Origin of the sequence: Morganella morganii, from assembly GCF_019243775.1 — a bacterium.
Lineage (GTDB): Bacteria > Pseudomonadota > Gammaproteobacteria > Enterobacterales > Enterobacteriaceae > Morganella > Morganella morganii.
Window position 1 is genome coordinate 1,665,617 of record NZ_CP069157.1, and the last position, 26,278, is coordinate 1,691,894.

At 50.7% G+C, this 26,278-nt stretch carries 27 protein-coding genes; 13 read left to right on the plus strand and 14 right to left on the minus strand.

Annotated features, from left to right (window positions below):
- Positions 1 to 97: 97 nt before the first annotated feature.
- The 7 genes from fabI to pspF form a co-directional block, all read right to left on the minus strand.
- Positions 98 to 886, minus strand: coding sequence for an enoyl-ACP reductase FabI (fabI, locus tag JL661_RS08025; RefSeq protein ID WP_062771535.1), 789 nt, complete (start codon positions 884 to 886; stop codon positions 98 to 100).
- Positions 887 to 1,023: 137 nt separating this feature from the next.
- Positions 1,024 to 1,833, minus strand: a complete 810-nt coding sequence (gene sapF / locus JL661_RS08030) for a putrescine export ABC transporter ATP-binding protein SapF (RefSeq protein WP_004235496.1) — start codon at positions 1,831 to 1,833, stop codon at positions 1,024 to 1,026.
- Positions 1,833 to 2,825, minus strand: coding sequence for a putrescine export ABC transporter ATP-binding protein SapD (gene sapD / locus JL661_RS08035; protein ID WP_004235497.1), 993 nt, complete (start codon positions 2,823 to 2,825; stop codon positions 1,833 to 1,835). Before sapD ends, sapF begins: the two co-directional genes overlap by 1 nt.
- Positions 2,825 to 3,715 (minus strand): putrescine export ABC transporter permease SapC, encoded by an 891-nt coding sequence (gene sapC, locus JL661_RS08040; RefSeq protein ID WP_004235498.1) that lies wholly within the window; start codon positions 3,713 to 3,715, stop codon positions 2,825 to 2,827. Before sapC ends, sapD begins: the two co-directional genes overlap by 1 nt.
- A complete protein-coding gene (gene sapB / locus JL661_RS08045) occupies positions 3,702 to 4,667 on the minus strand; it encodes a putrescine export ABC transporter permease SapB (RefSeq protein ID WP_004235499.1) in 966 nt (321 codons plus the stop codon). The genes sapC and sapB overlap by 14 nt, the downstream gene beginning before the upstream one ends.
- Positions 4,664 to 6,352: an ABC transporter substrate-binding protein SapA gene (sapA, locus tag JL661_RS08050; protein WP_004235500.1), complete on the minus strand. Its 1,689-nt coding sequence runs from the start codon at positions 6,350 to 6,352 to the stop codon at positions 4,664 to 4,666. Before sapA ends, sapB begins: the two co-directional genes overlap by 4 nt.
- Positions 6,353 to 6,423: 71 nt before the next feature.
- Positions 6,424 to 7,410, minus strand: coding sequence for a phage shock protein operon transcriptional activator (gene pspF / locus JL661_RS08055; RefSeq protein ID WP_046024635.1), 987 nt, complete (start codon positions 7,408 to 7,410; stop codon positions 6,424 to 6,426).
- 173 nt (positions 7,411 to 7,583) lie between these two features.
- On the opposite strand from pspF, the gene pspA reads away from it, so the two are divergent.
- The 7 genes from pspA to tyrR all read left to right on the plus strand — a co-directional run bounded on the left by pspA (position 7,584) and on the right by tyrR (position 13,503).
- Positions 7,584 to 8,258: a phage shock protein PspA gene (gene pspA, locus JL661_RS08060; protein ID WP_004235502.1), complete on the plus strand. Its 675-nt coding sequence runs from the start codon at positions 7,584 to 7,586 to the stop codon at positions 8,256 to 8,258.
- Between the two features lie 46 nt (positions 8,259 to 8,304).
- Complete coding sequence (gene pspB / locus JL661_RS08065; RefSeq protein ID WP_004235503.1) at positions 8,305 to 8,526, plus strand: envelope stress response membrane protein PspB; 222 nt, start codon at positions 8,305 to 8,307, stop codon at positions 8,524 to 8,526.
- On the plus strand, positions 8,526 to 8,879 hold the full coding sequence (pspC, locus tag JL661_RS08070; RefSeq protein WP_004235504.1) for an envelope stress response membrane protein PspC: 354 nt from the start codon (positions 8,526 to 8,528) through the stop codon (positions 8,877 to 8,879). Before pspB ends, pspC begins: the two co-directional genes overlap by 1 nt.
- 20 nt (positions 8,880 to 8,899) lie before the next feature.
- Positions 8,900 to 9,136 (plus strand): phage shock protein PspD, encoded by a 237-nt coding sequence (locus JL661_RS08075; protein ID WP_004235505.1) that lies wholly within the window; start codon positions 8,900 to 8,902, stop codon positions 9,134 to 9,136.
- A complete protein-coding gene (locus JL661_RS08080; RefSeq protein ID WP_004235506.1) occupies positions 9,117 to 10,514 on the plus strand; it encodes a YcjX family GTP-binding protein in 1,398 nt (465 codons plus the stop codon). Before JL661_RS08075 ends, JL661_RS08080 begins: the two co-directional genes overlap by 20 nt.
- Positions 10,511 to 11,581, plus strand: a complete 1,071-nt coding sequence (locus JL661_RS08085; protein ID WP_004235507.1) for a YcjF family protein — start codon at positions 10,511 to 10,513, stop codon at positions 11,579 to 11,581. The genes JL661_RS08080 and JL661_RS08085 overlap by 4 nt, the downstream gene beginning before the upstream one ends.
- A gap of 335 nt (positions 11,582 to 11,916) precedes the next feature.
- The gene (tyrR, locus tag JL661_RS08090) at positions 11,917 to 13,503 is read left to right on the plus strand and encodes a transcriptional regulator TyrR (protein ID WP_015422750.1); all 1,587 of its coding nucleotides are present in this window, start codon (positions 11,917 to 11,919) and stop codon (positions 13,501 to 13,503) included.
- A 69-nt stretch (positions 13,504 to 13,572) separates the two neighbouring features.
- On the opposite strand, the gene tpx is transcribed toward tyrR, so the two are convergent.
- Positions 13,573 to 14,076, minus strand: coding sequence for a thiol peroxidase (gene tpx / locus JL661_RS08095; RefSeq protein WP_015422749.1), 504 nt, complete (start codon positions 14,074 to 14,076; stop codon positions 13,573 to 13,575).
- A gap of 162 nt (positions 14,077 to 14,238) precedes the next feature.
- On the opposite strand from tpx, the gene JL661_RS08100 reads away from it, so the two are divergent.
- Positions 14,239 to 15,873 carry a peptide ABC transporter substrate-binding protein gene (locus JL661_RS08100; RefSeq protein ID WP_046024527.1) on the plus strand — a complete coding sequence of 545 codons (1,635 nt, stop codon included), beginning with the start codon at positions 14,239 to 14,241 and terminating at the stop codon, positions 15,871 to 15,873.
- Between the two features lie 88 nt (positions 15,874 to 15,961).
- Positions 15,962 to 16,945, plus strand: a complete 984-nt coding sequence (gene zntB, locus JL661_RS08105) for a zinc transporter ZntB (protein WP_004235512.1) — start codon at positions 15,962 to 15,964, stop codon at positions 16,943 to 16,945.
- 273 nt (positions 16,946 to 17,218) lie between these two features.
- Here zntB and ttcA read toward each other — a convergent pair whose 3' ends face one another.
- From ttcA to JL661_RS08125, 4 genes are all read right to left on the minus strand, one after another.
- Positions 17,219 to 18,145 carry a tRNA 2-thiocytidine(32) synthetase TtcA gene (ttcA, locus tag JL661_RS08110; protein ID WP_032098105.1) on the minus strand — a complete coding sequence of 309 codons (927 nt, stop codon included), beginning with the start codon at positions 18,143 to 18,145 and terminating at the stop codon, positions 17,219 to 17,221.
- 191 nt (positions 18,146 to 18,336) lie between these two features.
- Positions 18,337 to 18,678 carry a helix-turn-helix domain-containing protein gene (locus tag JL661_RS08115; protein ID WP_004235514.1) on the minus strand — a complete coding sequence of 114 codons (342 nt, stop codon included), beginning with the start codon at positions 18,676 to 18,678 and terminating at the stop codon, positions 18,337 to 18,339.
- A gap of 53 nt (positions 18,679 to 18,731) precedes the next feature.
- The gene (locus JL661_RS08120) at positions 18,732 to 19,109 is read right to left on the minus strand and encodes a helix-turn-helix domain-containing protein (protein WP_004235515.1); all 378 of its coding nucleotides are present in this window, start codon (positions 19,107 to 19,109) and stop codon (positions 18,732 to 18,734) included.
- 922 nt (positions 19,110 to 20,031) lie between these two features.
- Positions 20,032 to 20,325: a hypothetical protein gene (locus tag JL661_RS08125; protein WP_225310078.1), complete on the minus strand. Its 294-nt coding sequence runs from the start codon at positions 20,323 to 20,325 to the stop codon at positions 20,032 to 20,034.
- A gap of 429 nt (positions 20,326 to 20,754) precedes the next feature.
- On the opposite strand from JL661_RS08125, the gene JL661_RS08130 reads away from it, so the two are divergent.
- Together JL661_RS08130 and JL661_RS08135 are read left to right on the plus strand one after the other, a co-directional pair.
- On the plus strand, positions 20,755 to 21,354 hold the full coding sequence (locus JL661_RS08130) for a pentapeptide repeat-containing protein (RefSeq protein ID WP_049246739.1): 600 nt from the start codon (positions 20,755 to 20,757) through the stop codon (positions 21,352 to 21,354).
- Between the two features lie 173 nt (positions 21,355 to 21,527).
- The gene (locus tag JL661_RS08135) at positions 21,528 to 22,082 is read left to right on the plus strand and encodes a hypothetical protein (protein WP_105212819.1); all 555 of its coding nucleotides are present in this window, start codon (positions 21,528 to 21,530) and stop codon (positions 22,080 to 22,082) included.
- A gap of 53 nt (positions 22,083 to 22,135) precedes the next feature.
- On the opposite strand, the gene JL661_RS08140 is transcribed toward JL661_RS08135, so the two are convergent.
- The gene (locus tag JL661_RS08140) at positions 22,136 to 22,702 is read right to left on the minus strand and encodes a class IV adenylate cyclase (RefSeq protein ID WP_004235520.1); all 567 of its coding nucleotides are present in this window, start codon (positions 22,700 to 22,702) and stop codon (positions 22,136 to 22,138) included.
- Positions 22,703 to 22,888: 186 nt separating this feature from the next.
- On the opposite strand from JL661_RS08140, the gene JL661_RS08145 reads away from it, so the two are divergent.
- Positions 22,889 to 24,181 (plus strand): HAD family hydrolase, encoded by a 1,293-nt coding sequence (locus tag JL661_RS08145; RefSeq protein WP_049242346.1) that lies wholly within the window; start codon positions 22,889 to 22,891, stop codon positions 24,179 to 24,181.
- 110 nt (positions 24,182 to 24,291) lie between these two features.
- A complete protein-coding gene (locus tag JL661_RS08150; RefSeq protein WP_004235523.1) occupies positions 24,292 to 24,480 on the plus strand; it encodes a hypothetical protein in 189 nt (62 codons plus the stop codon).
- A 31-nt stretch (positions 24,481 to 24,511) separates the two neighbouring features.
- Here JL661_RS08150 and JL661_RS08155 read toward each other — a convergent pair whose 3' ends face one another.
- Positions 24,512 to 26,080: an ATP-binding cassette domain-containing protein gene (locus tag JL661_RS08155; RefSeq protein WP_062771536.1), complete on the minus strand. Its 1,569-nt coding sequence runs from the start codon at positions 26,078 to 26,080 to the stop codon at positions 24,512 to 24,514.
- Positions 26,081 to 26,278 lie beyond the last annotated feature (198 nt).

Below are 26,278 nucleotides of genomic sequence, written 5' to 3' on the forward strand. Positions count from 1 at the left end.
GGGAGTGTATTCACAGCGACTTTTCGTTTTGCCTGCTATCCGCTGTGACACCGAACGTGCAGAAAACACAGCCTCTGCCATGCAGAGGCCGGTTGCCTTATTTCAGTTCCAGCTCATTCATTGCCGCGATACTGAAACCGCCGTCAACATGCAGGATTTCACCGGTAATACCGCCGGCCAGATCAGAGCAGAGGAACGCTGCCGCGTTACCCACATCTTCTGTGGTAACTGTACGGCGCAGCGGGGTGACTGCTTCACAGTGCGACAGCATTTTGCGGAAATCTTTAATACCGGATGCTGCCAGTGTACGGATAGGACCGGCAGAAACCGCATTAACACGGATGGTTTCTTTCCCCATCGCGTTCGCCATATAACGGACGTTCGCTTCGAGAGAGGCTTTAGCAAGACCCATGGTATTGTAGTTCGGGATAGCGCGCTCCGCGCCCAGGTAAGAGAGGGTCAGCAGGGCGGAATTCGGGTTCAGCATACTGCGGCAGGCTTTTGCCATCGCCACAAAACTGTACGCGCTGATGTCGTGAGCAATACGGAAGCCTTCACGGTTTACCGCATCCACATAGTCGCCGTCCAGTTGGTCAGCCGGGGCAAAGCCGATAGAGTGAACAAAACCGTCAAATTTCGGCCAGACTTTGGCTAATTCCGTGAACAGATTTTCAATACTTTCATCTTCTGCCACATCGCAAGGCAGAACGATGGAGGAACCCAGAGACTGAGCGAACTCTTCAACACGGGGTTTCAGCTTGTCATTCTGGTAGGTGAATGCAAGTTCCGCCCCCTGGTCACGCATTGCTTTGGCAATACCGTAAGCAATCGATAATTTGCTTGCAACCCCTGTGATCAGGATGTGTTTACCGGTCATAAAACCCATAGCAGTTTCCTTGTGTTTTCTCTGTCACCTTCTGCGCCGCAACCCGGCAGGTGACACGTTTAGTAAAAATCCGGCTGATGTTAACAGGTTACCGGAAATTGAGATGTAACCGGCCTGAATTATCAGAATACCGGCAGTTAATCCACATCCTGGCGCCAGGCTTCGGCGGACAGTGCTTCACCAAAGTGGCTGGTGATAAGGCGGCGTGTGACATCGTGCAGCGGGGATGCCAGTACCTCGGCAGTATTACCGCGCTCGACAACTTCACCGTTGTGCATCACCAGTATCTGGTCGCTGACATGTTTTGCCATGCCCAGATGCTGTGTGACATAAATATAGGCAATTTTTTGCGTTTCCTGGAGTTCAAGGATCAGATTTATGATCTGTGAACGTAATGACATATCCAGAGAGGCGAGCGCTTCATCCGCCACAATCACTTCCGGCTGCAGAATCAGGGCACGGGCGAGGGCAACGCGCTGTTTTTGTCCGGAAGCCAGCATGTGCGGATAGTAATCCGCGTGATCCGGCAGCAAACCTACCTGACGCAGTGTTGCATTAATGCGCAGACGGCGCCCGGCGGCATCCAGATCGGTATTGAGCATCAGTGGCAGCTCAAGGATTTGTCCGGTGCGCTGGCGCGGATTAAGCGAGGTAGCTGAATCCTGGAATATCATGCGGATGCGCTGGCTGCGATAGCTGTAATCACCGAACGTCAGTTTGTGCTTGTCGATCAGGATTTCCCCGCCGCTCGGTTCGATCATCCCGGATAACATCCGCGCGAGGGTGGATTTGCCGGAGCCGTTTGCGCCGGTAATGGCGAGTGTCTGGCCGGGTTGCAGTGTAAAACTGACCGGTTTGACCGCCTCAAGCTGATGACGGCGGAAAAAACCATCCCGGTAACGGAAGGTTTTGCTCAGGTTTTTGACTTCCAGCAGCGGACCGGGCATTACACATCCTCCATATTCAGCGGGAAGTGGCAGGCAAAACTACGGTTTTTGACTGTCCGCAGACGCGGCGCGTCAATACATACTTTCTGGGCATACGGACAGCGCGGCCCCAGGCGGCAGCCGACCGGCAGATGCTCCAGTGACGGAATCGCGCCCGGCAGGGTATTCAGGCGGCATTTGTGTGCCAGTGCCTTTTCAAAATCAGGGATAGCCCGCATCAGTGCCTGAGTATACGGGTGATGGGGTTTGAGCAGAAGGTCATCCGGTTCGGCACTCTCCACGGTCTGGCCGCAGTAGAGCACATTAATGCGATCCACCAGTTGGCTCATTAACTGCAAATCGTGGCTGATCAGCAGGATGGTCATATTGTTGTTTTGGTTCAGCCGGGTCAGCAGGCGGAAAATCTGCGCCTGAGTATCGGGCTCCATGGCGTTGGTCGGCTCATCGGCGATCAGCAGGCGCGGCTGATTGGCCAGCGCAATGGCAATCATCACCTTCTGGCATTCCCCTTCGGTCAGCTCATAGGGGTAACTGCTCATCACATCTTTGTGATCCTTAATACCGACACGGTGCAGCAGCTCAATCGCCCGGCGCTTACGCCAGTTAAAGCGTTGCCACCAGCGGCCTTTGTATGTCCAGCCGGGGATGGACTGAATCAGCTGTTTACCGATATTTTCTGACGGATCCAGACAGGATTGCGGCTCCTGGAAAATCATCGACACATTGTGGCCGATCACCCGGCGGCGCTGGCGGGGTGTGAGTTTCAGCAGATCGATATCATTAAACCGGAAGCGGTCTGCCGTTACGCGCAGATTATCTTTGGTGATACCGGCAATCGCTTTGGCGATCAGACTTTTACCGGAACCGGATTCCCCGGCCAGGCCGCGGAACTCCCCTTCGGTCAGGGATAATGTCACGCGGTCAACGGCTTTGACCGGCCCTGCGGCAGTCATAAATTCAATGGTTAAATTGCGGATATCCAGTAACGGCATTATTCAACCCCCGCATTAATAGCACGCTGTAACCCGGTACCGAGCAGATTCACCAGCAGAACACTGATAAGGATGGCGGTTCCCGGCAGAAGTACGGTCCAGGGCGCCACATAAATCAGTTCCAGAGAATCCCCGAGCATCGCTCCCCATTCCGGGGACGGCAGTTGTGCCCCCAGCTCGAGAAAACCGAGTGCGGCAATATCGAGGATAGCAATGGACAGGGCGCGTGTCAGTTCGGTGACAGTCACGGCACTGATATTCGGCAGCACAGTATGGATCAGAATATTGAGGTTGGACGCACCGTCGAGCCGGGCGGCAATCACGTATTCCTTATCAAGCTCATCATGTACTGCGATATAAATCATCCGCACAATACGCGGCAGCAGTGCCAGTGCCACGGCAATCATGGCGTGGCTGAGACTGGCGCCAAAAAAGGCCACCACAATAATCGCCAGCAGCAGAGAGGGCAGCGCCAGCAGGGTATCAAACATATGGTTAAAAATGGCTGAGCGCAGACCGGTGGTCATCCCTGCCAGACAGCCGATGATAATCCCGGCGACGGCGGCAATGACGGTCACCAGCAGTGCACCGCCGAAGGTGGATTGTGTACCGAGGATCAGACGGCTGAAAATATCACGGCCGAGATCGTCCGTACCGAGGAAGAAGGCGACATTCCCGTAATGAGACCAGGAAGGCGGCAGTAACTGATGACCGGCAAATTGCTGGTCGAGCGCATAAGGGGCTATCCAGGTACCGCCGATCGCCAGTGCAATCAGAAACAGCACGCCGTAAAAACCGATCATAGCCGGAATATCTGCGGTGAAATGCTGCCAGATAACCCGCCCCGGTGACGGCATCCGGTCTTCACGGTAGAAATTATCTGAAGGCATACCATTCCTTATGTTTCAGCGGGCTGCTGACGGCACCCAGAATATCCGACAGCATATTGATAATCATCACCATAGTGCCGACCAGCATGACACCGGCGGAAATCGCGGCAAAGTCCTGCTGGCGGATTGCGGTGATCAGCCAGCGGCCGATTCCCGGCCAGTTAAAGACCACTTCTGTGACCATCGCCAGCGTCAGCATGGTGGAAAACTGTAACCCGAGTTTCGGGATCACCGGCGGCAGCGCATTGTGCAGCACATGACGGCGGATAATGGTCAGCCGGGATAAACCACGGATAGCGGCGGCTTTAATATAGTTCTGGCTGATAATCTCTTCGGTACTGGTGCGCATCAGGCGGATAACTTCCGTCATCGGCGCAATGGACAGCGTGATCACCGGCAGCACCATGTGAGACAGCACATTGAGGATCATCGCCTGACGGTATGGTGAATCCGACAGCCAGGCATCAATCACCGCAAATCCGGTAACCGGTGTTAAATCATACAGCAGGTCAATGCGTCCGGAGACCGGCAGCCAGTCCAGCCGCAGAGAGAAGAACAGGGTAAGCAGCAGTGCCAGCCCGAATACGGGAATCGAAAACCCGACCAGCGCAAAGGTGCTGATGGCGATATCCGCCATTTTATTACGCCAGACCCCGGCAATAATCCCGGCGGGAATACCGACCACCAGCGCCAGCAGAAACGCCAGGCCGCACAGCTCCAGGGTGGCGGGCAGTGCTGCCCACAATTGCTGGCTGACCGGCTCACCGTTAATCACGGAACTGCCGAAGTCCCATGAAAACAGACTCTTATAGTAGAACAGTACCGCATCCGTCAGAGAAGCGCCGCTCAGCGGTGCATTTGCCGGGAAGTAACTCAGGCTGAAACTGAGCACCGACAGAAAACAGAGCGTGATCAGCACCAGCAGCAGACGGCGCAGAATAAAAATAATCATGGTTCAGCCTCCGGCTCCGGGTCATCCCCGGTATCACGGTAGACACCGGCAAAAGAGGTATTACCGAATGCGCTCAGTACCAGCCCTTTAATATCATAGCGGAATGCCTGTAACCGCAGTGAGTAGGCCAGCGGCAGTACCGGCAGATCCTGTGCCAGAATCTGCTGTGCTTTGTGATAATACTCAATCCGGCTGCTCAGTTGCTGCTCAAGCAGCGCCTGGTGGATCACATCATCAAATTCCGGGGAACACCAGTGGCTGAGGTTGGTTTGCGAACCGATAGCCGCACAGCTGAGCAGCGGACGGAAAAAACTGTCCGGGTCATTACTGTCGGTTGACCAGCCTGCAAGGGTAATATCGTGGCTGCGATCCATCAGGCTGTTTTCCTGAAAACGCCCCTCAACCGGGCGGATATTCATTTTTATCCCGACACGGGCCAGATCCGCCTGAATCAGCTCGGCCATTTTCAGCGGGCTGGGGTTGTAAGACTGCGAGGCGGTCGGTACCCAGAGATTCAGCGTCATACCGCTCAGTCCCAGCTCATTGAGCATTGCTTTGGCTTTTTCGGGATTATATTCCGTCACCCTGGTCTGGTTATCATACGCCCAGGAGACGCGCGGCAGAATAGACGCAGCAGTTTCCGCCGTGCCGTAATAGATGGATTTCATCAGGCGCTCATTATTAATTGCGAAAGCAATCGCACGGCGCGCCTGCGGATTATTAAACGGCGGTTTGCTGGTATTAAACGCCAGATACGCGATATTCATTCCCGGGCGCAGCATCAGGCTCAGGCGCGGGTCATCGCGCAGCACCTGTAGCTGGCTGGCGGCGGGATAGGCCAGCACATCACACTCACCGGTGATCAGTTTTGACATCCGTCCGGTGCCGCCCGCCCCGAGATCAACCACCACTTCCTGCATGCGGGGTTTGCCTTTGCGGTAATTATCATGGCGCTGCAGACGGACAAACTGGCCGCTCTGGTAATCATCCAGATAATACGGCCCGGTGCCGACCGGTTTCCAGTCAAGCTGTTCCTGACGACGGGCTTTCAGCAGGTTATCGGCATACTCTTTGGACAGAACCGGCGCGTAATGGGTTGCCAGATGCCACAGGAAGGAGGCATCCGGCGTATTCAGTTTAAATTCAACGGTATAATTATTGATTTTGCGGATGGATTTAACATTGGACGCAAACTGCAGACTGTCAAAATAAGGATAGCGGCCGCCGTTGATATAGTGATACGGGTTCTGTTTATCCACCACGCGGGAAAAGCTGAACACCACATCATCCGCATTCATTTTGCGGGTCGGTTTAAACCAGTCAGTAGTCTGAAAATCGGTATCACGGCGCAGATAAAAACGGTAGGTCGCGCCGTTATCCAGCACTGTCCAGCGGGCAGCCAGTTCCGGGATCAGGCGATAGGTGTAAGGGTCAACATCCAGCAGGCGATCGTAAATCTGTGCCGCCAGCGGCTCGACAATCAGCCCGCTGCTGGCCAGTTGCGGGTTAAATGTACTGATGTTGCCGTTCACACAATAGACAAAACCGGTATCGCGGACCGGCGGCAGCGGAGCGGCCTGAGCCGTGACCGGTTTTACCGGCTGGTCTGTCTGCGGGGCGGGTGCGGCGGCAAAGCCTGAAACAGGCAGGAGAACCGCACAGGCCCGGATAATCCAATGGCGCATAAATCAGTTACCGTTAAAAATGAACAGGGCATTGTATCGCAATTTGTGCGACTAACCAAAAACGGAAGCATTTAATCCGGTTGCGGGCTGCCGGCATGTTTTTTCAGTAATCCGCGAAACTGATGATAGGTCAGATTCAGCAATTGTGCTGCTTCCCGCTGATTAAACTGCGCGCGCTGTAATGCGGCATCCAGCGCGTCCTTCTCCTGTGTATGCTGCCACTGCTTCAGGGAGAACGGCAGCGGCGGCAGAGCCTGTGCGGCGGCGTCCGCTGAAGGAGCCGGCGCGGTGACAAACGGGTTGATCACCAATTCTGCCAGCGGTTCGGTGGTATCTCCCTGACGGTACAAAGATCGCTCAATCACATTTTTCAGCTCACGGATATTGCCCGGCCAGTGATAGTTCTGCATCTGTTGCAGGGCGTGCGGGGAAAAACCGGCAAAAAACGGCGTGCCCATCTCCTGACACATCTGCACGGCAAAATGACCGGCGAGTTCGGTCAGGTCGCGCGGGCGCTCGCGCAGCGGCGGGATATTGACGACATCAAAGGCCAGCCGGTCGAGTAAATCGGGGCGGAATTTTCCCTCTGCCGCCAGCGCCGGTAAATCCGCATTGGTGGCGCAGACAATCCGTACATCCGCTTTCAGGGTCTGCTGTCCGCCGACCCGCTCAAATTCCCCGTATTCAATCACCCGCAACAGTTTTTCCTGCACGGTCAGCGGCGCGGTACCCAGTTCATCAAGAAACAGTGTGCCGCCGTCCGCCCGCTCAAAGCGGCCCTGATGGCGGCGCTGAGCCCCCGTAAAAGCCCCGGATTCATGCCCGAACAGCTCGGAATCGAGCAAATTATCGTTAAGTGCCGCACAATTCAGTGCAATAAATGGCTCATCCCAGCGCGGAGAGAGATAATGAAGACGGTGAGCAAATAATTCTTTACCGGTACCCCGTTCTCCGCAAATCAGTACCGGCCGGGCAATTTTTGCCAGCCGCGACACTTTTTCCAGTGCATCGAGAAAGGTATTATCAATACCGATCAGGGTTTCCGTATTATTTTTCATGATTAATTTAACCACTAAATGGCGAATATCACCACTTTACAAAAAGTCATGACAAAAGGGAAATAAATAAACCTGAGAAAAAACAAACGGGTAAAAAAAATCACGGAGTTGGCACGCATCTTGTAATAGCAAACGTGTCATAAGACATAACTGCTGATAAAAGGACATCAATCATGGGAATCTTTTCACGTTTTGCCGATATCATTAACGCCAACGTTGCATCACTGCTGGATAAAGCGGAAGATCCGCAGAAAATGATCCGCCTGATGATTCAGGAAATGGAAGATATGCTGGTGGAAATCCGCTCCACCTCTGCCCGCACCCTCGCGGAACGCAAAAATCTGTCACGTCAGATTGAAAGCGGTGAGCGTCAGGTGAGTGACTGGCAGGAAAAAGCGGAACTGGCGATTGTCAAAGGAAAAGAAGATCTGGCCCGCGCCGCACTGCTGGAAAAACAGCGCGTGGAAGGCCATGTCGATACACTGCGTCATGAGCTGATTATTCTGGACGAAACTATCGCCCGGCTGAAAAATGAAATTAACGAACTGGAACAGAAACTGACTGAAACCCGTGCCCGCCAGCAATCCATGGTGGTGCGTCACGAAGCGGCAAAATCATCCCGTGCGGTGCGCCGTCAGCTCGACAGCGGCCGGATGGATGAGGCAATGGCCCGTTTCGAGCAGTTTGAGGCGCGGATTGACCATATGGAAGGTGAAGCCGCAAGCTATGGTCTGGGGAAAGAAAAATCACTGGAACAGCAGTTTGCCGAGCTGAAAGCGGAAGATGAGATCAGCGCGCAAATCGCGGCCATCAAAGCACGTCTTGAAAAAGAAGAAAAGGGCGAATAAGGTCGGTAACAGGCTTTCCTGAATTAATACCATTAAGGACAAAAATATGGCGTTTGTATTTTTAGGTATACCACTGACAATTTTCGTGTTGTTCGTGCTGCCGATCTGGTTATGGCTGCACTATAACAGTCAGCGGGGAAGCCGGGCCGGTGAATTTGAAACCCGCCGTCTTGCGGCGCTGGCGGAAAATGCTCAGCAGATGGAAGCGCGGATCAAAACCCTGGAATCGATTCTGGATGCGGAAAATCCGGGCTGGAGGCAATCATAATGGAATTTCAGTCACGCAAACTGTACCGCTATCCGGATGAAGGTATGTTCCGGGGCGTATGTGCCGGTATTGCCAACTATTTTGATGTACCGGCCTGGATGATCCGCATTATCGCGGTGGTGGCAACATTTACCGGCTTTTTCTGGCTGACTATCACCCTCTATATTCTGATGGGAATGATCCTGCCGGTGGTGCCGCGTGATTACCCCGGCCGCGACGGAGGAGTGAATGCGGCCATGCTGCTTGAACAGACAGAACGCAGCCAGGCGCGTACCGAAAAACGGATCCGCGACATTGAGCGCTATGTGACCTCAGAACAGTATGCGCTCAACCGCCGCTTCCGTGACCTGTAATCTGTCAGGCGGAGAACAGTATGAAGTGGCCGGATAAACACACCCTGCTGCGTGCCGGAAAAACCGGGGCGCAGCTGTTAACCACCGCAGCACTGGCGGCAGCACCCGGAGGTATTGCCGCGGTGATTCTGAAATCGGTTACCCGTCCTGCTCTGCGCGGGGCGGCAATACTGGTACTGGAGCCTGTTATCCGTGCCGGTATGAAAAAAGTGATTGGCCGTTTTACACCGGAGAATTATGAAACGACTGCAAAATGAGCTGAGTGCCCTCGTCAACCGGGGGCTGGATCGTCATCTTCGTCTTGCCGTTACCGGACTGAGCCGCAGCGGCAAGACCGCGTTTATTACCTCGTTTGTTAATCAGCTGATGAATGTACAGAGCGGTGCGCGTCTGCCGCTGTTTTCGGCTGCCCGTGACGGCCGCATTCTCGGCGTGAAACGCATCCCGCAGCGGGATCTGGGCGTCCCACGCTTTGCCTATGATGAAGGACTTGCCTCACTGTACGGCACACCGCCGGACTGGCCGGTACCGACACGCGGTGTCAGCGAAATCCGCCTGAAACTGCGTTACCGCACTCAGGACAGTCTGCTGCGCCACTTTAAGGAAACCTCCACGCTCTACCTGGAAATCGTCGATTATCCGGGGGAGTGGCTGCTGGATCTGCCGATGCTGGAACAGGATTACCTCACCTGGTCGCAGCAGATGAAAACCCTGCTCAAAGGTGAGCGGGGAGAATGGGCAGAGCCGTGGCTGGCGCTCTGCCGTCAGCTTGACCCGGATGCCCCGGCGGATGAACAGCAGCTGGCAGCGATTGCACAGGCCTATACTGATTATCTTCACCGCTGCAAAGCGGCAGGTTTTCACTTTATCCAGCCCGGTCGTTTTGTGCTGCCGGGGGATATGGCCGGCGCACCCGGATTACAGTTTTTTCCGTTTATTACCGACCTGATGCCGGATCCGTCCCGGCTGGCCAAAGCGGCAAAAAGCAGTGTTCTCGGCATGCTGCGCGATCGCTATCAGTACTATTGTGACCATGTGGTCAAAGGTTTCTATAAGCATTATTTCCAGCATTTCGACCGCCAGATTGTGCTGGTGGATTGCCTGACCCCGCTCAACAGCGGGCCGCAGGCATTTACGGATATGCGTCTGGCGCTGACCCAGCTGATGCAGAGCTTCCATTACGGCAAACGCACATTATTGCGCCGCCTGTTTTCCCCCTGTATCGACAAACTGCTGTTCGCCGCCAGCAAAGCGGATCATGTCACTGCCGACCAGCACGCCAATCTCGTGGCACTGCTTCAGCAACTGACGCAGTCAGCCTGGCAGCAGGCCGCTTTTGAGGGGATTAAAATGGACTGCACCGGGCTGGCGTCGGTACAGGCCACGGAATACGGCATGGTGATGCACAACGGGGAAAAAATGCCCGCGCTGAAAGGCACCCGGCTGGCAGATAATACCCCGCTGACTTTCTATCCCGGCGAAGTACCGAAACGGCTGCCGGATGCAGACTTCTGGCAGCAGCAGGGGTTTCAGTTTGAGTCCTTCAGGCCATTACCGATGCGGATGGATACGCCGCTGCCGCATATCAGGATGGACAGTGCGATGGAATTTTTACTGGGAGATAAACTGTCATGAGCGAGCCTATCAAATCCCGTATTGATTTTGAGGAAGCACCGCTGTCGCCGCCGGTACAGGACACCATAAAACCGGCGCAACAATTTGCGGACGATGACAGCATACAGTTTGAACGCACGGAATTCACGGCAGAGCAGGATACAGACGGGGAAGCGGAAGCGCTGCTGATTCAGGCACTGAAACCCCGGCGCAGCCTGTGGCGTAAGCTGGTCTTTGTGGCCGGCGGATTGCTGGGGATCAGCGCCGTCGCACAACTGATTCAGTGGGTGAATGATGCGTGGACAGGTAATGACTGGACCGCCCTTGGCGGGATTGCCGCCACTTTTCTGGTGCTGATTGCCGCCGCCGGCTCTGTTATCACGGAATGGCGGCGCATGTACCGCCTGCGCCAGCGGGCTACAGAGCGCGAGGCCGCAGAGGAATTACTGCAAAGCCACCGTATCGGTGACGGACGTGCATTTTGTGAAAAACTGGCGAAACAGGCCAATATCCCGTCACACCATCCTGCGTTACAGCAATGGCAGAGCCTGTTACAGAGCAGCCATAATGACCGCGAAGTGGTGACCCTGTACAGTCAGCTTGTCCAGCCGGTGACGGATGAACAGGCGCGCCGGGTGATCAGCCGTTTCGCGGCGGAATCTGCGCTGATGATTGCCGTCAGCCCGCTGGCACTGGTGGATATGGCCTTTATTGCCTGGCGTAATATCCGTCTGATTAACCAGGTGGCGGCTATCTACGGTATTGAGCTGGGATATTACAGCCGCCTGCGACTGTTTAAACTGGTTCTGCTCAATATTGCCTTCGCAGGGGCATCCGAGCTTATCCGCGAAGTGGGGATGGACTGGCTCTCTCAGGACATCACCGCACGGTTATCCGCCCGTGCCGCACAAGGCATGGGAGCCGGACTGCTGACCGCCCGTCTGGGGATCAAAGCGATGGAACTGTGCCGTCCGCTGCCGTGGACTGCAACAGATAAACCTAAACTTATGGATTTCCGTAAGCAGTTGTTACAGCAGCTTAAACAGGCAGTGCCAAAAGGGAAGAGCGCGGAAAAGTCCGCCCTGTAACCGATAATCCGGCCGGATGCGCATTTTGTGATGTCATCCGGCTTTTTTATGCAGAAACGGGTGTCCGGTCACTGTTTTTTTCACAGCGATCCCGTTATGCTCCCTGCGGGTCGCTGTCTCACCTCTCCGGCGCGGTTTGCCGTCCGCGCTGAATAAAACTTCGTTAACCGACTGACATATCTGTACTTTCATAGCCTTTTCACACGGAACTGTGGATAAACACCGCAGGAACGCATTTATTGTGTCAACAAATCGTGACAGTTTTCATTTTATACCGTAAAATCAGTTTCAATTAACGGGAAAATAATAACTTAAGTGTAAATAGGATCGTAACGATGCGATTGGAAGTAATTTGCCAGGACCGAATCGGACTGACGCGGGAGTTATTGGATCTGCTGGTATTACAAAATATCGACCTCAAAGGCATCGAAATTGCCCGTAACGGCCGGATATACCTCAATTTTATGCAGATCGATTTTTCTGTGTTCCAGTCTCTGATGGCTGAGATCCGCCGGATTCAGGGCGTGGTGGATGTCAGAACTGTTCACTTTATGCCGTCTGAGCGCGAACAGCGCGCCATGTGGGCATTACTCGAATCCCTGGAAGACCCGATTTTATCTCTCGACCTGCGCGGGAATATTGAACTGGCCAACAGCGCGGCACTCTCCCTGTTTGCCACCACCGAAGAGCGCATCCGTCAGCGCAATATCACTTACTATTTCAGCCAGTTCAACTTCACCCGCTGGATTGAGGATGAAGAACCTGCGCCATACAAGGAAACCATCAATCTCAAAGGCCGCTCTTACACCCTGAGTGTGACGCCGATTAATTTTGATGAGAAAGATGACGCCTCCGCCACTATCGGCGCGGTTGTGCTGCTGCGCACCGTCAGTGAGAGCAGCAACGGGCAGAAACGCCGCATGCAGGTGATGCATTCCGGCAGTTTTGATGATTTAGTGGCGAAAAGCGCCAAAATGCGCCATGTGGTCGAACAGGCACAGCGTATGGCAAAAATGGATTCCCCGCTGCTGCTGGTCGGTGAAACCGGGACCGGGAAAGATGTGTTTGCCAAAGCCTGTCATCTCTACAGTGTGCGCGGCAATCAGCCGTTCCTCGGGCTGAACTGTGCCTCGATGCCGGATGATGTGGTGGAAACCGAACTGTTCGGTTACGCTGCCGGTGCTTACGCCAACAGTACTGAGCCGAAAAAAGGCTTCTTTGAGCAGGCTAACGGCGGCACCGTTCTGCTGGATGAAATCGCGGAAATGTCCCCGCAGATGCAGATCAAGCTGCTGCGCTTCCTGAATGACGGTACATTCCGCCGTGTCGGGGAAGAGCATGAGGTGAAAGTGGATGTGCGGGTTATCTGTGCGACCCAGAAAAATCTGCTGGAGCTGGTGAAAGAGGGCAAATTCCGTGAGGATCTCTATTACCGCCTCAATGTGCTGACGCTGACCATTCCGCCGCTGCGCGAGCATCAGGAAGATATCCTGCCGCTGACCCGCGATTTCGTGAAACGCTTTTCCGAAGAGCAGGGTTGTGAAGAACCGCGCCTGGCGCCGGAGCTGGGGCAGTTCCTTTGTGCTTATCACTGGCCGGGCAACGTCCGTCAGCTGCGTAATGTGATTTATCAGGCGCTCTCTTCGCTGGAAGGCTCGCTGCTGCGTCCGCAGGACATCGTTCTGCCGGAACTGGAAGCGGAAATCGGCTTCAGTGAGGATATCCTCAGCGGCTCGCTGGATGATATCACCAAACGGTTTGAGTGCTCTGTGCTGACACGGCTGTACCGCCACTATCCGAGCACCCGTAAGCTGGCGAAACGCCTGAATGTCTCACATACCGCGATCGCCAATAAACTGCGCGAATACGGGCTGAGTCAGCGGCGCAGCGCGGCAAAAGATGATGAGGGAGAGGAAGAATAATTTTTTCCCCGGTAAAAAAAATCCCGCGACCGTCACCGGCCGCGGGGTTTTTTTACAGATACGGGTAACTTATTTCAGTGCATTCAGCGCGCTGTCATAATCCGGCTCTTCGGTGATTTCACCGACCAGCTGGCTGTAAATCACAGTATCGTTCTCATCCAGTACGATCACCGCACGGGCGCACAGACCGGCCAGCGGGCCGCTGCCGATACCGACACCGTAATTTTCACGGAATTCCGGATCACGCAGGGTGGAGAGCATCACCACATTCTCAATACCTTCCGCGCCGCAGAAACGGGACTGCGCGAACGGCAGATCAGCGGAAATACATAACACCACGGTATTGGACAGTTTTGCGGCAGTTTCATTGAATTTACGCACTGAGGTGGCGCAGACACCGGTGTCCACACTCGGGAAAATATTCAGAATCTTACGCTTCCCGGCGAATTTGGTGAGCTGGACATCTGACAAATCATTAGCGACTAATTTGAATGGTACGGCTTTTTCACCGGCACGCAGCAGTGCGCCGTAAACCAGAACATCATTACCCTGAAGTTTTACAGTTTGTGTCATTTTTATCATCCTCTGAACGGGCTCATAATTGTTGGTATAAATAATACCTGGCAGGTGTTTTCTCACCGGATATCGTTAATAAAAATGTAATATCCGGTTGTTGTGTTTCGGTAATCATCAGATAATCTATCGGTTTACCATTTTTAATACAAGGCGCCCGTTATGTTCAGGCCAGCAAAATTTTCCCGTTCCGCACTTCTTGCCGGGACGTTTTTCACTTTTTCTTCACTGTTTTGTGCAACGGCGGCGGAGATCCCCGCAGGAACACAGCTGGCAAAAGAACAATCTGTTTATCGTCATCTGAAGGATGAACCCGCGTCTCTGGACCCGATTAAAGCGGTCGGTCTGACCGAAGCTCAGATCCTGCGTGATTTATTTGAAGGGCTGACCAGTCAGGGTGCGGACGGCAAACCGGTGCCCGGTGTCGCTCTCTCCTGGGAGACCCGCAACAATCAGGTATGGACATTCCGCCTGCGTGACGATGCCCGCTGGTCAGACGGCTCACCGGTGACCGCACAGGACTTTGTCTACAGCTGGCAGCGGCTGGTTAACCCGAAAAATCTCTCTACCTTCGCCTGGTTTGCACCGCTGGCCGGCATTAAAAATGCGCAGGCGATTATCGACGGCAAAATGCTGCCGGAAACCCTCGGCGTTGAAGCTGTTGACAACCGGACTCTGCGGGTCACGTTAGACCGTCCTGTGCCGTACTTCCCGAATCTGGCGGCCAATTTCAGCCTTTTCCCTGTGAATCGTGCGGTTGTTGAGAAATACGGCGACAACTGGATCCGCACCGGGCACCTGGTCGGCAACGGGGCATTTGTCCTGCATGACCGGGTGGTGAATGAAAAAATTGTTCTGACACCGAACCCGTATTACTGGGATCACAAGCACACGGTACTGACATCGGTTACCTTTGTGCCGATTAACCATGAATCTCAGGCCACCAAACGCTATCTGTCCAATGATCTCGACATTACGGAATCTTTTCCGAAAAATCAGTATCAGAAACTGAAACAGGCGATTCCGGATCAGATTTATATCCCGGATCAGCTTGGCACCTATTATTACGCCTTTAACACGCAGCGGGCACCGACAAACGACCCGCGTGTGCGGCAGGCACTTTCCATGACCATTGACCGTAAGGTGATCGCAGAGAAAGTGCTGGGCACGGGCGAAAAACCGGCCTGGCATTTCACGCCGGATGTCACTGCCGGGTTTACACCGGAGCCGGGCCTGTACCAGAAATTTACTCAGGATGAGCTCGACAGCCAGGCAAAAACGCTGCTGGCCGCCGCCGGTTACGGGCCGCACAATCCGCTGAAATTATCTCTGCTGTATAACAGCTCGGAAAACCATCAGAAAATTGCCATTGCCGTCGGTTCGATGTGGAAGAAAAAACTGGGCGCGGAAGTGAAGCTGGTCAATCAGGAATGGAAAACCTATATCGACAGCCGCAATACCGGCAATTTTGATGTGATCCGTGCCTCCTGGGTCGGCGATTACAACGAGCCGTCAACCTTCCTGTCTCTGCTGACCAGCACACACAGCGGCAATATCGCGCAGTATCATAATGAAAAATATGATGCTCTGCTGAAAACTGCTGCGCTGGAAACGGATGATAACGCCCGTAATACCGACTATAACGACGCCGAAAAACTGCTGGCGGAAGACATGCCGATAGCACCAATCTACCAGTACACCAACGGCCGCCTGATTAAACCGTGGCTGAAGGGATATCCGGTCAATAATCCGGAAGATGTGGCATACAGCCATAATCTCTATATTATTAAACACTAAGCCTGCCTCCGGTTCCCTGCTGCGGACGGCTGCAGGAACCGGCTGAACACACTCAGCAGCTGTTTTCACGGACAATGGGGAGAGACGCATGAGCGCTTTGTACGGATCCGCTTTTCAGGGAACAGATCCCATCTGCCGGGTGCAGTTTGACGGAGAGGGCGGTTGTACGCCGGTGGATGTCAACGCCGTTGCCGGGATAAAAGAACCGGTGTGGCTGCACCTGGACTATTTATCCGCGGATAACCAGCGCTGGCTGCGTGAAACGGAACTGTTGCCGCCGCAGGCGCGTGACGGGCTGACAAACAATGTTATCCGCCCCAGGACACTCCGTATTGGTGAGGGTGCATTAATTACCCTGCAAACCATCAACAATAATGACGGCGACCGGCCTGACCAACTGGTGGCATTCCGTATCTGGATCTGCGGCAGTTATATTATCTCCACCCGCCACCGTAAAGTGCATTCCATTCAGACCATTCAGGATGATTTACAAAACGGTGAAGGTGCAAAAAATACCGGAGAATGGCTGGCGGAAGCGGCGTTCTGCATCACCGACGAAGTGGCAGATTTTATTGAGGACTTACACGATACCCTGATTGATATGGAAGATGCGATACTCGATCAGCATATTCCGGCCCGCGGGGAGCTGGCACTGCTGCGCAAGCAGCTGATTGTCCTGCGCCGCTACATGGCACCGCAGCGCGATGTGTTTTCCCGGCTGGCCTCCGAGCGTTACACCTGGCTCTCAGAGCAGGACAGACATCAGCTGACGGATGTCAGTGACCGCCTGGGGCGGATTATTGACGATATTGACTCCTGTATCGCGCGGACATCGGTTATCTCGGATGAAATCACCAATATGATGGCGGATGCGATGAACCGGCGTACTTACACCATGTCACTGCTGGCGATGGTTTTTCTGCCGACAACCTTTCTGACCGGATTGTTCGGGGTCAACCTCGGCGGGATCCCGGGGGGCGATTTCCCGTTTGCTTTCAGTTTGTTCTGTGTGGGACTGGCGGGTGTTATCGGATTTGTTGCCTGGTGGTTACGTAAGAGTAACTGGTTGTAAAAACGTGTATTTTTATATGATTTTACGTACCGGACTTGAGCTATATCAAGAAATACCACGCCCGGTTAGGGCACTATTACTCCCGCAGGTGAATACAACGTTGAGCGATGAACGTTGTGCTCCATAATTGTAGTTTTTCTCATATTGAGTTCTTATACAGAATATTGACCATTATCATGCCGGTGTATTTTATACATCGGTTTTTTTTTGCCTGAAACAAACCCGCCAATATTCAGGCCGTACCCTCCGTGGCACGGCACTATAACAGCGTGATTATTTCACTTCCGTCACATCCAGACGTAATTCTGTGAAATCCGGGCTATCGCCGTCATCATCCTCATCTTCCCATACCGGCTGAACAGGCAGAGTTTCGCGGTCAAATGCGAGATCACCACCGTCGACGACTTCACTGCCGTGATGGATAGATTTGAAATCGAATAATTCAGTGTCACATAAATGTGATGGTACGACATTCTGTGTGGCACGGAACATGGTTTCAATCCGGCCCGGATAGCGTTTATCCCAGTCGCGCAGCAGATCTTTGATAACCTGACGCTGCAGGTTCGGCTGAGAGCCGCACAGGTTACACGGAATGATCGGGAACCCTTTGGCTTCGGCGAAACGCTCAATATCTTTCTCACGGCAATAGGCCAGCGGGCGGATCACCACGTGTTTACCGTCGTCACTCATCAGCTTCGGCGGCATGCCTTTGAGTTTGCCGCCGTAAAACATATTCAGGAACAGGGTCTGCAGAATATCGTCGCGGTGGTGGCCAAGGGCGATTTTGGTTGCACCCAGCTCAGTCGCGGTGCGGTACAAAATGCCCCGGCGCAGACGGGAGCAGAGGGAACAGGTGGTTTTCCCTTCCGGGATTTTTTCTTTCACAATCCCGTAGGTATTTTCTTCGACGATTTTATATTCAACGCCCAGTTTTTCCAGATATTCCGGCAAAATATGCTCAGGGAAACCCGGTTGCTTCTGATCGAGATTCACCGCCACCAGGGAAAAACGGATGGGGGCGCTCTGCTGCAGGCTCTGCAGAATGGAAAGCAGGGTGTAACTGTCTTTGCCGCCGGACAGGCAAACCATGATGCGGTCGCCGTCCTCAATCATATTAAAATCTGCGATTGCTTTGCCGGTATGGCTGCGCAGGCGCTTTTGCAATTTATTGATGTTGTACTGTTCTTTCGGTGTATTCATGTCTTACTGTTCTTAACGGGTTTGGCTGGTGCCTGTGTCAGGCCGGCCGCACGGCAACGGAAATCTGAAATAAGGACGCAATGATAGCAGAAGGACGGGGGATTCGGATACGTATGGATTAAAAAGGATGACAGCCCGGAACGGAATGATCCGGGATGACGGGGGCGGGCTGCTGGTACTCTCTGGTATGGTTATTTTTTACTGCGGATTTTACCCCTTCCTCTGCTCTTCATATCAATAGTGATCGTGTCATAGTCTGTTTCCTGACTCTTTTTCTCTTTATAGTTAAGTGAACTCAGTTTGCTGTTTTTTTCGATACAATCAGTAAAAAAACTTTTTACATCAACATTAAACAAAAAAGCGATTTGCAGTAATGTACTGGCTCTTATATTGGTAATGCCCTGTTCATAGCGGGATATTTGCTGCTGACTTAAACCCAGTAATTCGGCAAGCGCCATACCTGATAATCCCAGCGATTTTCTTTTCCGTGAAATTTGCTGACCGATAAAGAGGCTGATTTCTCTCTCATTCATATGCTATGCCCTTAAATTAAAAGCTGTGTGTAATCTTAAATATAGTAATTATGTTAATTGTGTTTATATTGTTCAAATGTTCCCAGATAACTGCCGTCAGTATAAGAATTAAGATGATTCGACATATGGGATAATAGTTTTTTTGAATCAGGATCTCTGTTTAAGATAAATAACACTCTGTGTATAAATTTTTCCGGCGATATATTAAAAATACGCAGTATTAATATCAGTGTATCCAGCGGAATAGCACTGTCACCATTCTCGTAACGGGATATCTGCTGCTGCGATAGCTGTATTATTGAACCTAATTCATGGCCGGTGATACCTTTTGATTTTCGTAATATTCTAATTTCCTGGCCTATAACTGCATGAAGCTCCTTTTTAAAGACCTGGTGTTGACAACTAAGTGCGTGGCAATTATCGGGCTGCATAAAGATACCATCAGGACGTCATTAAACTTAATGTATATTTTAAATACTATTATAGGAAATATCTGCAAGGCAAAAACAGTATATTGTGCATAATATGCAAGCCTTATAATGGTTGTCAATAAATAAAATCCGCAATAAAAATGTACAAAAGAATAAAAAGTAAAATTAAAAACTGGAAATATGCAGATATTACAACGCATATAAAAAAGGAATAAATTGGCTTGATTTTTTATGCATTCATTTGATTTTAAAGAAGAAAACAAAACCAATTTCTGGTGATGTGACAAATAACACTTCTGTGTTGTAGTTATACGCATTTTGCGGGTTTCACTGAAGAGAGGGCAATATGATGATATTCTTTTTGTAATTATAATAATGGAATATGTCAACATTTACGACAATAGTATGCCTTTGTGCAGATAATTATATAACAATAAGTAAAACTAAAAGATTTACAGAGTGTATGACCCTGTGTTTCCGCTCGTCACAAAAAGATGTGTAATTGTAAAAATCAGATATCCGCCGGGGGATTGAAAAGATAACGGCAAAAGCATCAATATCTTTAGTTTTAATATCTTAATGTTTTGTTTTTCTTTACTTTTATGAGTCATGATTAACTCAAAAATATCTTTTATTTCATTGTGTTGATAATGATATTCTCTTTTTGTTCTTTTCCGTTCATACCGGAGTATTGTTTATTAAAAATGATAATTCGTTATGAGGAGGAAAAATTAAACGCTTGTTTGTATCTGAATAGAAACAATTATAACAATAATGCAACCATCCGGGATGGAAGTAATAAAAACCTGCGATATTATTCGTTATTACCTTCTTTTAATCATTCAATGCATCAGTAAGGTCACCGGAATATATGTTATGGCTGACAACAGATCCCTGTGACAGCCATGAGAACGGATAAAATTTAAGCGTGATTTTGCATAACCGTATTGAATGTTTTTACAACCAGCAGATTACCGTTTTTCAGTGCAGCGTAGTTTTCCTTTATTTCGGATGCAGCGTATTCACGGATTGCCGTATTCAGATATTCAATCAGCTCAATTTTGCAATCCTTGTTTGTCTTATCCAGTGCTGAGAACGGTGTGCTGAGATCTCTGTTTTCTTCAATCAGTCGCTGAAGGAGTGATTTATCTGTTGCCCGCTCAAAATACTGGCCGACAGTAATAACCCGCTCAAGGCCGGTCAGCTTCATAACCATCAGGGTTAATCTGGAGCATACAGAATAAACAGTCTTATTGCTGACAGACATACTTACCTCATCTGCGAAAATCATATGATTTATGCTGGTGTGAAGGTTTACAGCATTTCCCTTTTTTAAAAGGTAGAATAATCTGAATGTTGTGTAAAATGGTTAAATTGTACCAATACAGATTACGTATTGGTGCGTAATATCCGTTTATTCACGTAGCCATATTATTAAAAGGAATAACAGAGTGACTAAAAAAATACCGGGCCTGTTTATTGTACTGATTCTGTCCGGATGTGTTTCAGAGGGTACACAACCGGAAAAATATGAAAAGAATAACGATGACCCTTATAAAAACAGCACCGTAAATACTATCCGTGAAAATCAGGAGATTTACAGGGAGCAACTGAGAATAAAACAACACACCGGCGGAGAGGGATAATGACAGTTATTGAGAATAATCATGAGTATACCGGCGGCCGGTATGAAAAAACGGATTTCAGTGACAGAACAATCCGTGGTGTGGTATTTGAGGACTGCACCTTTATCCGCTGTGATTTCAGCTCGGCGGTTGCGCAGCAGTGCCGTTTCACTGACTGTGTGTTTGAGCAGTGCAATATGAGTCTGCTGGCCGTTCCGGAAACCCGGTTTTCCGGCACTGAATTTACCGGAACGAAAATGATTGGTATTGACTGGACAAAAGCATACTGGCCGAAGTTTGATTTTTATTCTCAGCTGGTGTTCAAAGAGTGCATTTTGGACAGTAATAACTTTTTTGACCTCAGATTGCATGAATCGCACTTTGAGTCCTGCCGGATCCATAATGCCGATTTCAGACAGGCGGAGCTGAATAAATCCGTTATGCATGACTGCGATTTAACCGACACACTGTTTATGCACACTAATCTGGAAGGGGCGGATCTTTGCGGTTCCCACTCTTTTTATATCGATATCCGTGAAAATAAAACTGCCAAAGCCACATTTTCCGCATACGAAGCCCTGAATCTGCTGCGGGTGCTTGATATCCGCCTGGCTGATTAAATCGTGCGGCTCCGGGTATATATACCGGATATCTGCTGAATAAAGCGTATAATTACGCAGTAACATCTTCATCAAATCTGATTTTGATGAATAAAGCGACAGTAAGGCTTCTGGTCACTTGCCGGTCTTTGGTATGATCAGTAATAAGTAACTCAATGTATACGGGCGGGGCAATGAGAAAATTTATTCTGTCAGGGATTATGGCCGCATTATTATCCGGCTGCGCAGGTATAGGAAGTAAAACACCGGAAGCACCCTGGGGCTTTACATGGGGGCAGACGCCCGCAGAATTAAAAGCCCTGAATCTGGACGATTTTGACTGCACAAAAACCCGTGATGGCGGGCAATTATGCAGCTCACTGGCATCACCGGAGGTTGAAAAGCAATTCTTTATGATGGTCTTTTCACCGGAAGGGCAAAAATTAAATGCAATATCCCGCTTCGGTGTCTGGAGCCATGATCAGGCCGCATTACTGAATGAGTACGATAAAGTGAATGCGGAAATGGAGAAAATCTACGGCAAACCGGCCGGGATAAATGAAGAATATGATCGCAAAACACCGTTCCTGGCAAAAGTCGCCAAAGGAAAAATCGGGCAGTTCAAGCGCAAATATGAATCAGAAGATACCGAGGTTGTGGTGGGGGTGGTCAGTAATGCCAATCTGGTACAGATAAATGATGAAAAAGATGTCACTTATACTGTGCTGACCATGTATACACTGAAATAAACCGGTACTTGCGGTGCTGAATATTATCACTATGATTCAGCACCGTTTTTTATTTATTCTGCGTTACAGTTGTTTTTCTGCATTGAACTAACCAGTTGTTTATAACTCTGTTTTTCAATCATATCGTCTGTCAGACCAAATTCTGCGGCTTTCTCCCGCAGCCGTTCCCTGTATTCTGCTAATTTGGTTTCATCGTGCGTCATAATGGCAAACTCGGCAAACCATCCTGCGCCGTTAATATGATCCAGTGTGATATGAATATCACCGAGAAACCAGACACTGCGGGTTTTTGTTAAGGTCATTGTGCAGCGGTAACCCAGCGTCAGCAGCATATTTCTGACATGCTCATGGTCATCAATATTGATAGCTTTGCATTCGCTGGCGGCGGGGCCTTTCACTATCCACAGCTTAATACCCGAGGGCGTCATTGTTCTGACTGACATACTGACATTACCGTCTGCCAGATGCGTTTGCTGCGTATCGAAAAACCAGTCTGTTTCTTCGTTATTTACCACAAAAGGCTCTGCATGCATTGTGCTTAATTGCGACAAAAAAGCGCTATGATCAGCCAGGCGATATTTTATTTCCGCTTCGTATTTACCATCAAAGTGATTACTCATGAATTTATCCGCTGTAAATAACCGGTTTGTGACTGGCCTGATAATATCACGTAACAGGCGGAACAGCCCCGGTAAAAGAATGTGATCAGTTTCGCTTAATGTCAGCCGTTGCTGATTTTTGATACAGCAAAAAAATAGCCTGTGGTATCCCTTTTATTAGTTTTTTTATTTCAAAGGGGATTATCAATGAAATTTATTAATCGTTACAGTGCAATTGCACTGGCTGTTGGTATGTTATCACTGAATATGACGGCACAGGCTGAGACTGTTTCCCTGAATGCTGCCGCAGCACCGCAGGCTGTGACAGAAATAGCGGTATTACAGCAGGGGCAGTGGGACAGTTTTAATAAACAGCGCCTGGATGCCATGATCGCCAAAGCAAAACAATCACCGGCACATAGCTATTATGCGGTGTTTGACTTTGATAACACGACAGCATTTCTGGATATTGAAGAAGCGGTGATGATTTATCAGCTTGAGCACCTGTTATTTGCCATGACACCGCAGGAACTGAAATCCGTTATTTTCAAAGATATTCCGGCCGGGAATTTTTCTGCTGAGTTCAACAATAAAAACGGTAAACCGGTCAATATTGAGAAGGTCGGAGCTGATATTCTGGAAAGCTACCAGTGGCTGTATGACAACTATGATGGCCTGAAGGGTGATAAGCCGCTGTCTGAAATCAAAAAGTCACCACATTATCAGAATTTCATCACCAAAATGCGCTATTTATATGCAGCAATCGGCGGCACATTTGATCATGCCGTTTCCTATCCGTGGGTCACCTATTTATTTATGAATATGACACAGGAGCAGGTTGCGGATATTACCGCCAAAACCATTGAATGGCAGAAATCAGAGCCGGTTGAAGGTGTGGTATGGGAAAGCCCTGAAGCGTTACCGGGACAGGCGGGTATTGTTGAAATTGACTGGCATAATGGCTTCCGGCTGGTGCCGGAAATGCAGGATCTGTATCAGGTGCTGCAAAAATCCGGTATTGATGTCTATGTGATTTCCGCATCGAACCTGGAAGTGATTAAATCGATTGTCACACAACCACCGTATTCTGTACCGGAGTCACAGGTATTTGCCATGCATTTACTGCGCACCAAAGATAATAAACTGACATCCGATCTGGATCCGGTTTATCCGCAGACTCAGGGTAAAGGGAAAACAGAGACTATCCGCAAGTTTATTCAGGATAAATATGCCGGTAAAGGGCCGTTATTAGTCGCCGGTGACAGTGAAGGCGACCAGAATATGATGTCTGACTTCCCGGATACGGAGGTGGTGCTGATTATTAACCGCCTGCGTTCACCGGATACCATTATCGGGCAGTTATCAAAAAAGGCAGTGAAAGAGCATGGTCAGAAAGACGCCAAAGTATTATTGCAGGGACGTAATGACAGCGCCGGTGTATTTGTACCGTCACAGCTTCATACCCCGTTGGGGGCCAAAGAAGGGCGGGCGTTAAAATAACAGCACTGGCTGTCAGTTTAAGGAAATACTGATAACCCCGGCCGGTAATACACACTATGATAGTAAATAGTTATCATTGCAGGGAATTCAGAAGGATATGGATAAATATATTGTGTTATGAAGGTCTGGGGTTAACCGGCTCGGTATTATTCCGCAGCCATGTGGCTATTAATACCGATATCAGCAGAACGGAAGCGGAACGTTTTATCGCGCTGTTTAATAATGCCGCTGCCGCCGATGCGGCAAAGCATAATATTAACGCGGCACGTTATGTTATCGTGAATATCTGTAAACTGTAGTAATACGGCGGGATTACCGCCGTATTCTTTTTCAGGATAATGCCAGTGTATGGGTAATGGCACAATTTTCAGTAAATGCCTCATCATGACTGACCAGTAATAATGCCCCTTTATAACTGCGCAGTACATTTTCCAGTAATAACCGGGAATCGAGATCCAGGTGGTTATCCGGCTCATCCAGCAATAAAATATCCGGCAAAGGTTCGGATAATGTTAATGCCAGCAATGTGACTTTCAGTTGTTCACCGCCGCTTAACTGTGACAGCGGAATTAACCCCTTATCACCCCGGATCCGCAATGCACCCAGATGGGTGCGCCAGGTTTGTGCCGGAATGGCCGGATCAAACTCGCACAGTGCTTCTGTGACCGGCAGGGCTTTATTCAGCAGCGCCAGGTGCTGATCCAGATATCGCAGACGGCCGTGCAGGGAGTACTCCCCGGATTTTGCCGTGAGCAGGCCCGCCAGTACTTTCAGTAATGTGGATTTTCCGCAGCCGTTGCGCCCGGCAATATGCCAGTGTTCACCACCGGAAATGGTCAGTGACAGAGGCTCTTGTGTGCCGGACGGCAAAATCAGATCACGGGTATTGATCCGCACCCGTTTTTGCTCTCCGGTATAATTAAAGGCCAGCATCTGCGGGGTGATATGCTGTATTTTCTCATTTACTTCCCGGCGCTGGCTGTCAAGCTGAGTCATAACACGGTCATGACGGCCGGTTATTTTTGATTGCTGCTTCTCCGCTTTGTTCTTTTTCATATCCAGCAGCAGGGCAGAGGAGGAGCCGGATGAACGGACTTTCTCGCCCTGACGGCGGCGCTGTGCTTTCTTTTCCAGTGTGCGCTGTAACTCCGTTTTTTCTCTGTTCAGCTGTGACTGTAACTGCTTCTCCTCACTCTGTAATGCGCTGAGCTGAAAGGCTTTCTGCTCGGCATAATGGGTGTAATTGCCGCCGTACTCTTCCAGAGCAGACGGAGTGAGTTCAAAAATCCGCTGCATGGTGTCGAGCAAGCGGCGCTCGTGGCTGATCACCAGTGCGCCGGCCGGATGATTCCGCAGTTGCTCACCGAGCCAGCGGCGTCCGGCGGCATCCAGATGGTTTCCGGGTTCGTCCAGTAACAGGAAGGCACACGGCTGTAAAAAGGCACGGCAGAGTGCCAGCCGGGTTTGCTCACCGCCGCTCAGACTTGTGCAGAGGGTGTCCGCCGGGAGATGCGCCAGCTGCGCACTTTCCAGCAGGGATTGCTGTTGTCGTGGCATATCCCATTTATCCGCCAGAAAATCATAATCCTCTGCGGTGGCGGTGCCGTCCTCTGTGCGGCGCAGTGCGGCCAGAATTTCTGCGGTTCCGAGAGCATCCGCCAGTGTGATACCGGAAAGGCGGGTCAGCTGCGGCACATAATAAAACGGCACCTGCCAGCTGATCATACCGGAGGCCGGTTGCCGCTGCTGCGCGAGCAGCGACATCAGCACGGATTTACCGCGCCCGTTATGACCTGTCAGCCCCTGAACCTGACGGGTTAATGTGCCGCTGATGTTGTCAAACAGCGGAATATCGTTAAATGTCACTGATAAGTGAGAAAAATGGCATTGTACGGACATACAAAAGCTCCTGAATAAACAGGGGCAGGCGGATATGCCGGATAAAAAAGAAAATGATGACGAGGATAGCTGCCTGCCCGATATCAAAACAGCGCATTAGTAAAAATGCGGATGATACAGCAATGGGATTCAGGCAATTAAATCATGTCGGCAGACATCCTCAGGGGAAATGAACTGCGGCAATGGTGTCAAATAAAT

Bases quoted from the DNA above. Each gene is read 5' to 3' on its own strand.
- fabI (WP_062771535.1), bottom strand. From the start codon at position 886: ATGGGTTTTATGACCGGTAAACACATCCTGATCACAGGGGTTGCAAGC.
- sapA (WP_004235500.1), bottom strand. From the start codon at position 6,352: ATGCGCCATTGGATTATCCGGGCCTGTGCGGTTCTCCTGCCTGTTTCA.
- JL661_RS08145 (WP_049242346.1), top strand. From the start codon at position 22,889: ATGAAATTTATTAATCGTTACAGTGCAATTGCACTGGCTGTTGGTATG.
- sapB (WP_004235499.1), bottom strand. From the start codon at position 4,667: ATGATTATTTTTATTCTGCGCCGTCTGCTGCTGGTGCTGATCACGCTC.
- JL661_RS08155 (WP_062771536.1), bottom strand. From the start codon at position 26,080: ATGTCCGTACAATGCCATTTTTCTCACTTATCAGTGACATTTAACGAT.
- JL661_RS08085 (WP_004235507.1), top strand. From the start codon at position 10,511: ATGAGCGAGCCTATCAAATCCCGTATTGATTTTGAGGAAGCACCGCTG.
- JL661_RS08115 (WP_004235514.1), bottom strand. From the start codon at position 18,678: ATGAATGAGAGAGAAATCAGCCTCTTTATCGGTCAGCAAATTTCACGG.
- zntB (WP_004235512.1), top strand. From the start codon at position 15,962: ATGAGCGCTTTGTACGGATCCGCTTTTCAGGGAACAGATCCCATCTGC.
- JL661_RS08120 (WP_004235515.1), bottom strand. From the start codon at position 19,109: ATGCAGCCCGATAATTGCCACGCACTTAGTTGTCAACACCAGGTCTTT.
- JL661_RS08125 (WP_225310078.1), bottom strand. From the start codon at position 20,325: ATGGTTATGAAGCTGACCGGCCTTGAGCGGGTTATTACTGTCGGCCAG.
- sapD (WP_004235497.1), bottom strand. From the start codon at position 2,825: ATGCCGTTACTGGATATCCGCAATTTAACCATTGAATTTATGACTGCC.
- JL661_RS08080 (WP_004235506.1), top strand. From the start codon at position 9,117: ATGAAACGACTGCAAAATGAGCTGAGTGCCCTCGTCAACCGGGGGCTG.
- JL661_RS08075 (WP_004235505.1), top strand. From the start codon at position 8,900: ATGAAGTGGCCGGATAAACACACCCTGCTGCGTGCCGGAAAAACCGGG.
- ttcA (WP_032098105.1), bottom strand. From the start codon at position 18,145: ATGAATACACCGAAAGAACAGTACAACATCAATAAATTGCAAAAGCGC.
- tpx (WP_015422749.1), bottom strand. From the start codon at position 14,076: ATGACACAAACTGTAAAACTTCAGGGTAATGATGTTCTGGTTTACGGC.
- JL661_RS08130 (WP_049246739.1), top strand. From the start codon at position 20,755: ATGACAGTTATTGAGAATAATCATGAGTATACCGGCGGCCGGTATGAA.
- sapC (WP_004235498.1), bottom strand. From the start codon at position 3,715: ATGCCTTCAGATAATTTCTACCGTGAAGACCGGATGCCGTCACCGGGG.
- pspA (WP_004235502.1), top strand. From the start codon at position 7,584: ATGGGAATCTTTTCACGTTTTGCCGATATCATTAACGCCAACGTTGCA.
- JL661_RS08135 (WP_105212819.1), top strand. From the start codon at position 21,528: ATGAGAAAATTTATTCTGTCAGGGATTATGGCCGCATTATTATCCGGC.
- sapF (WP_004235496.1), bottom strand. From the start codon at position 1,833: ATGCCCGGTCCGCTGCTGGAAGTCAAAAACCTGAGCAAAACCTTCCGT.
- JL661_RS08140 (WP_004235520.1), bottom strand. From the start codon at position 22,702: ATGAGTAATCACTTTGATGGTAAATACGAAGCGGAAATAAAATATCGC.
- pspB (WP_004235503.1), top strand. From the start codon at position 8,305: ATGGCGTTTGTATTTTTAGGTATACCACTGACAATTTTCGTGTTGTTC.
- tyrR (WP_015422750.1), top strand. From the start codon at position 11,917: ATGCGATTGGAAGTAATTTGCCAGGACCGAATCGGACTGACGCGGGAG.
- pspC (WP_004235504.1), top strand. From the start codon at position 8,526: ATGGAATTTCAGTCACGCAAACTGTACCGCTATCCGGATGAAGGTATG.
- JL661_RS08100 (WP_046024527.1), top strand. From the start codon at position 14,239: ATGTTCAGGCCAGCAAAATTTTCCCGTTCCGCACTTCTTGCCGGGACG.
- pspF (WP_046024635.1), bottom strand. From the start codon at position 7,410: ATGAAAAATAATACGGAAACCCTGATCGGTATTGATAATACCTTTCTC.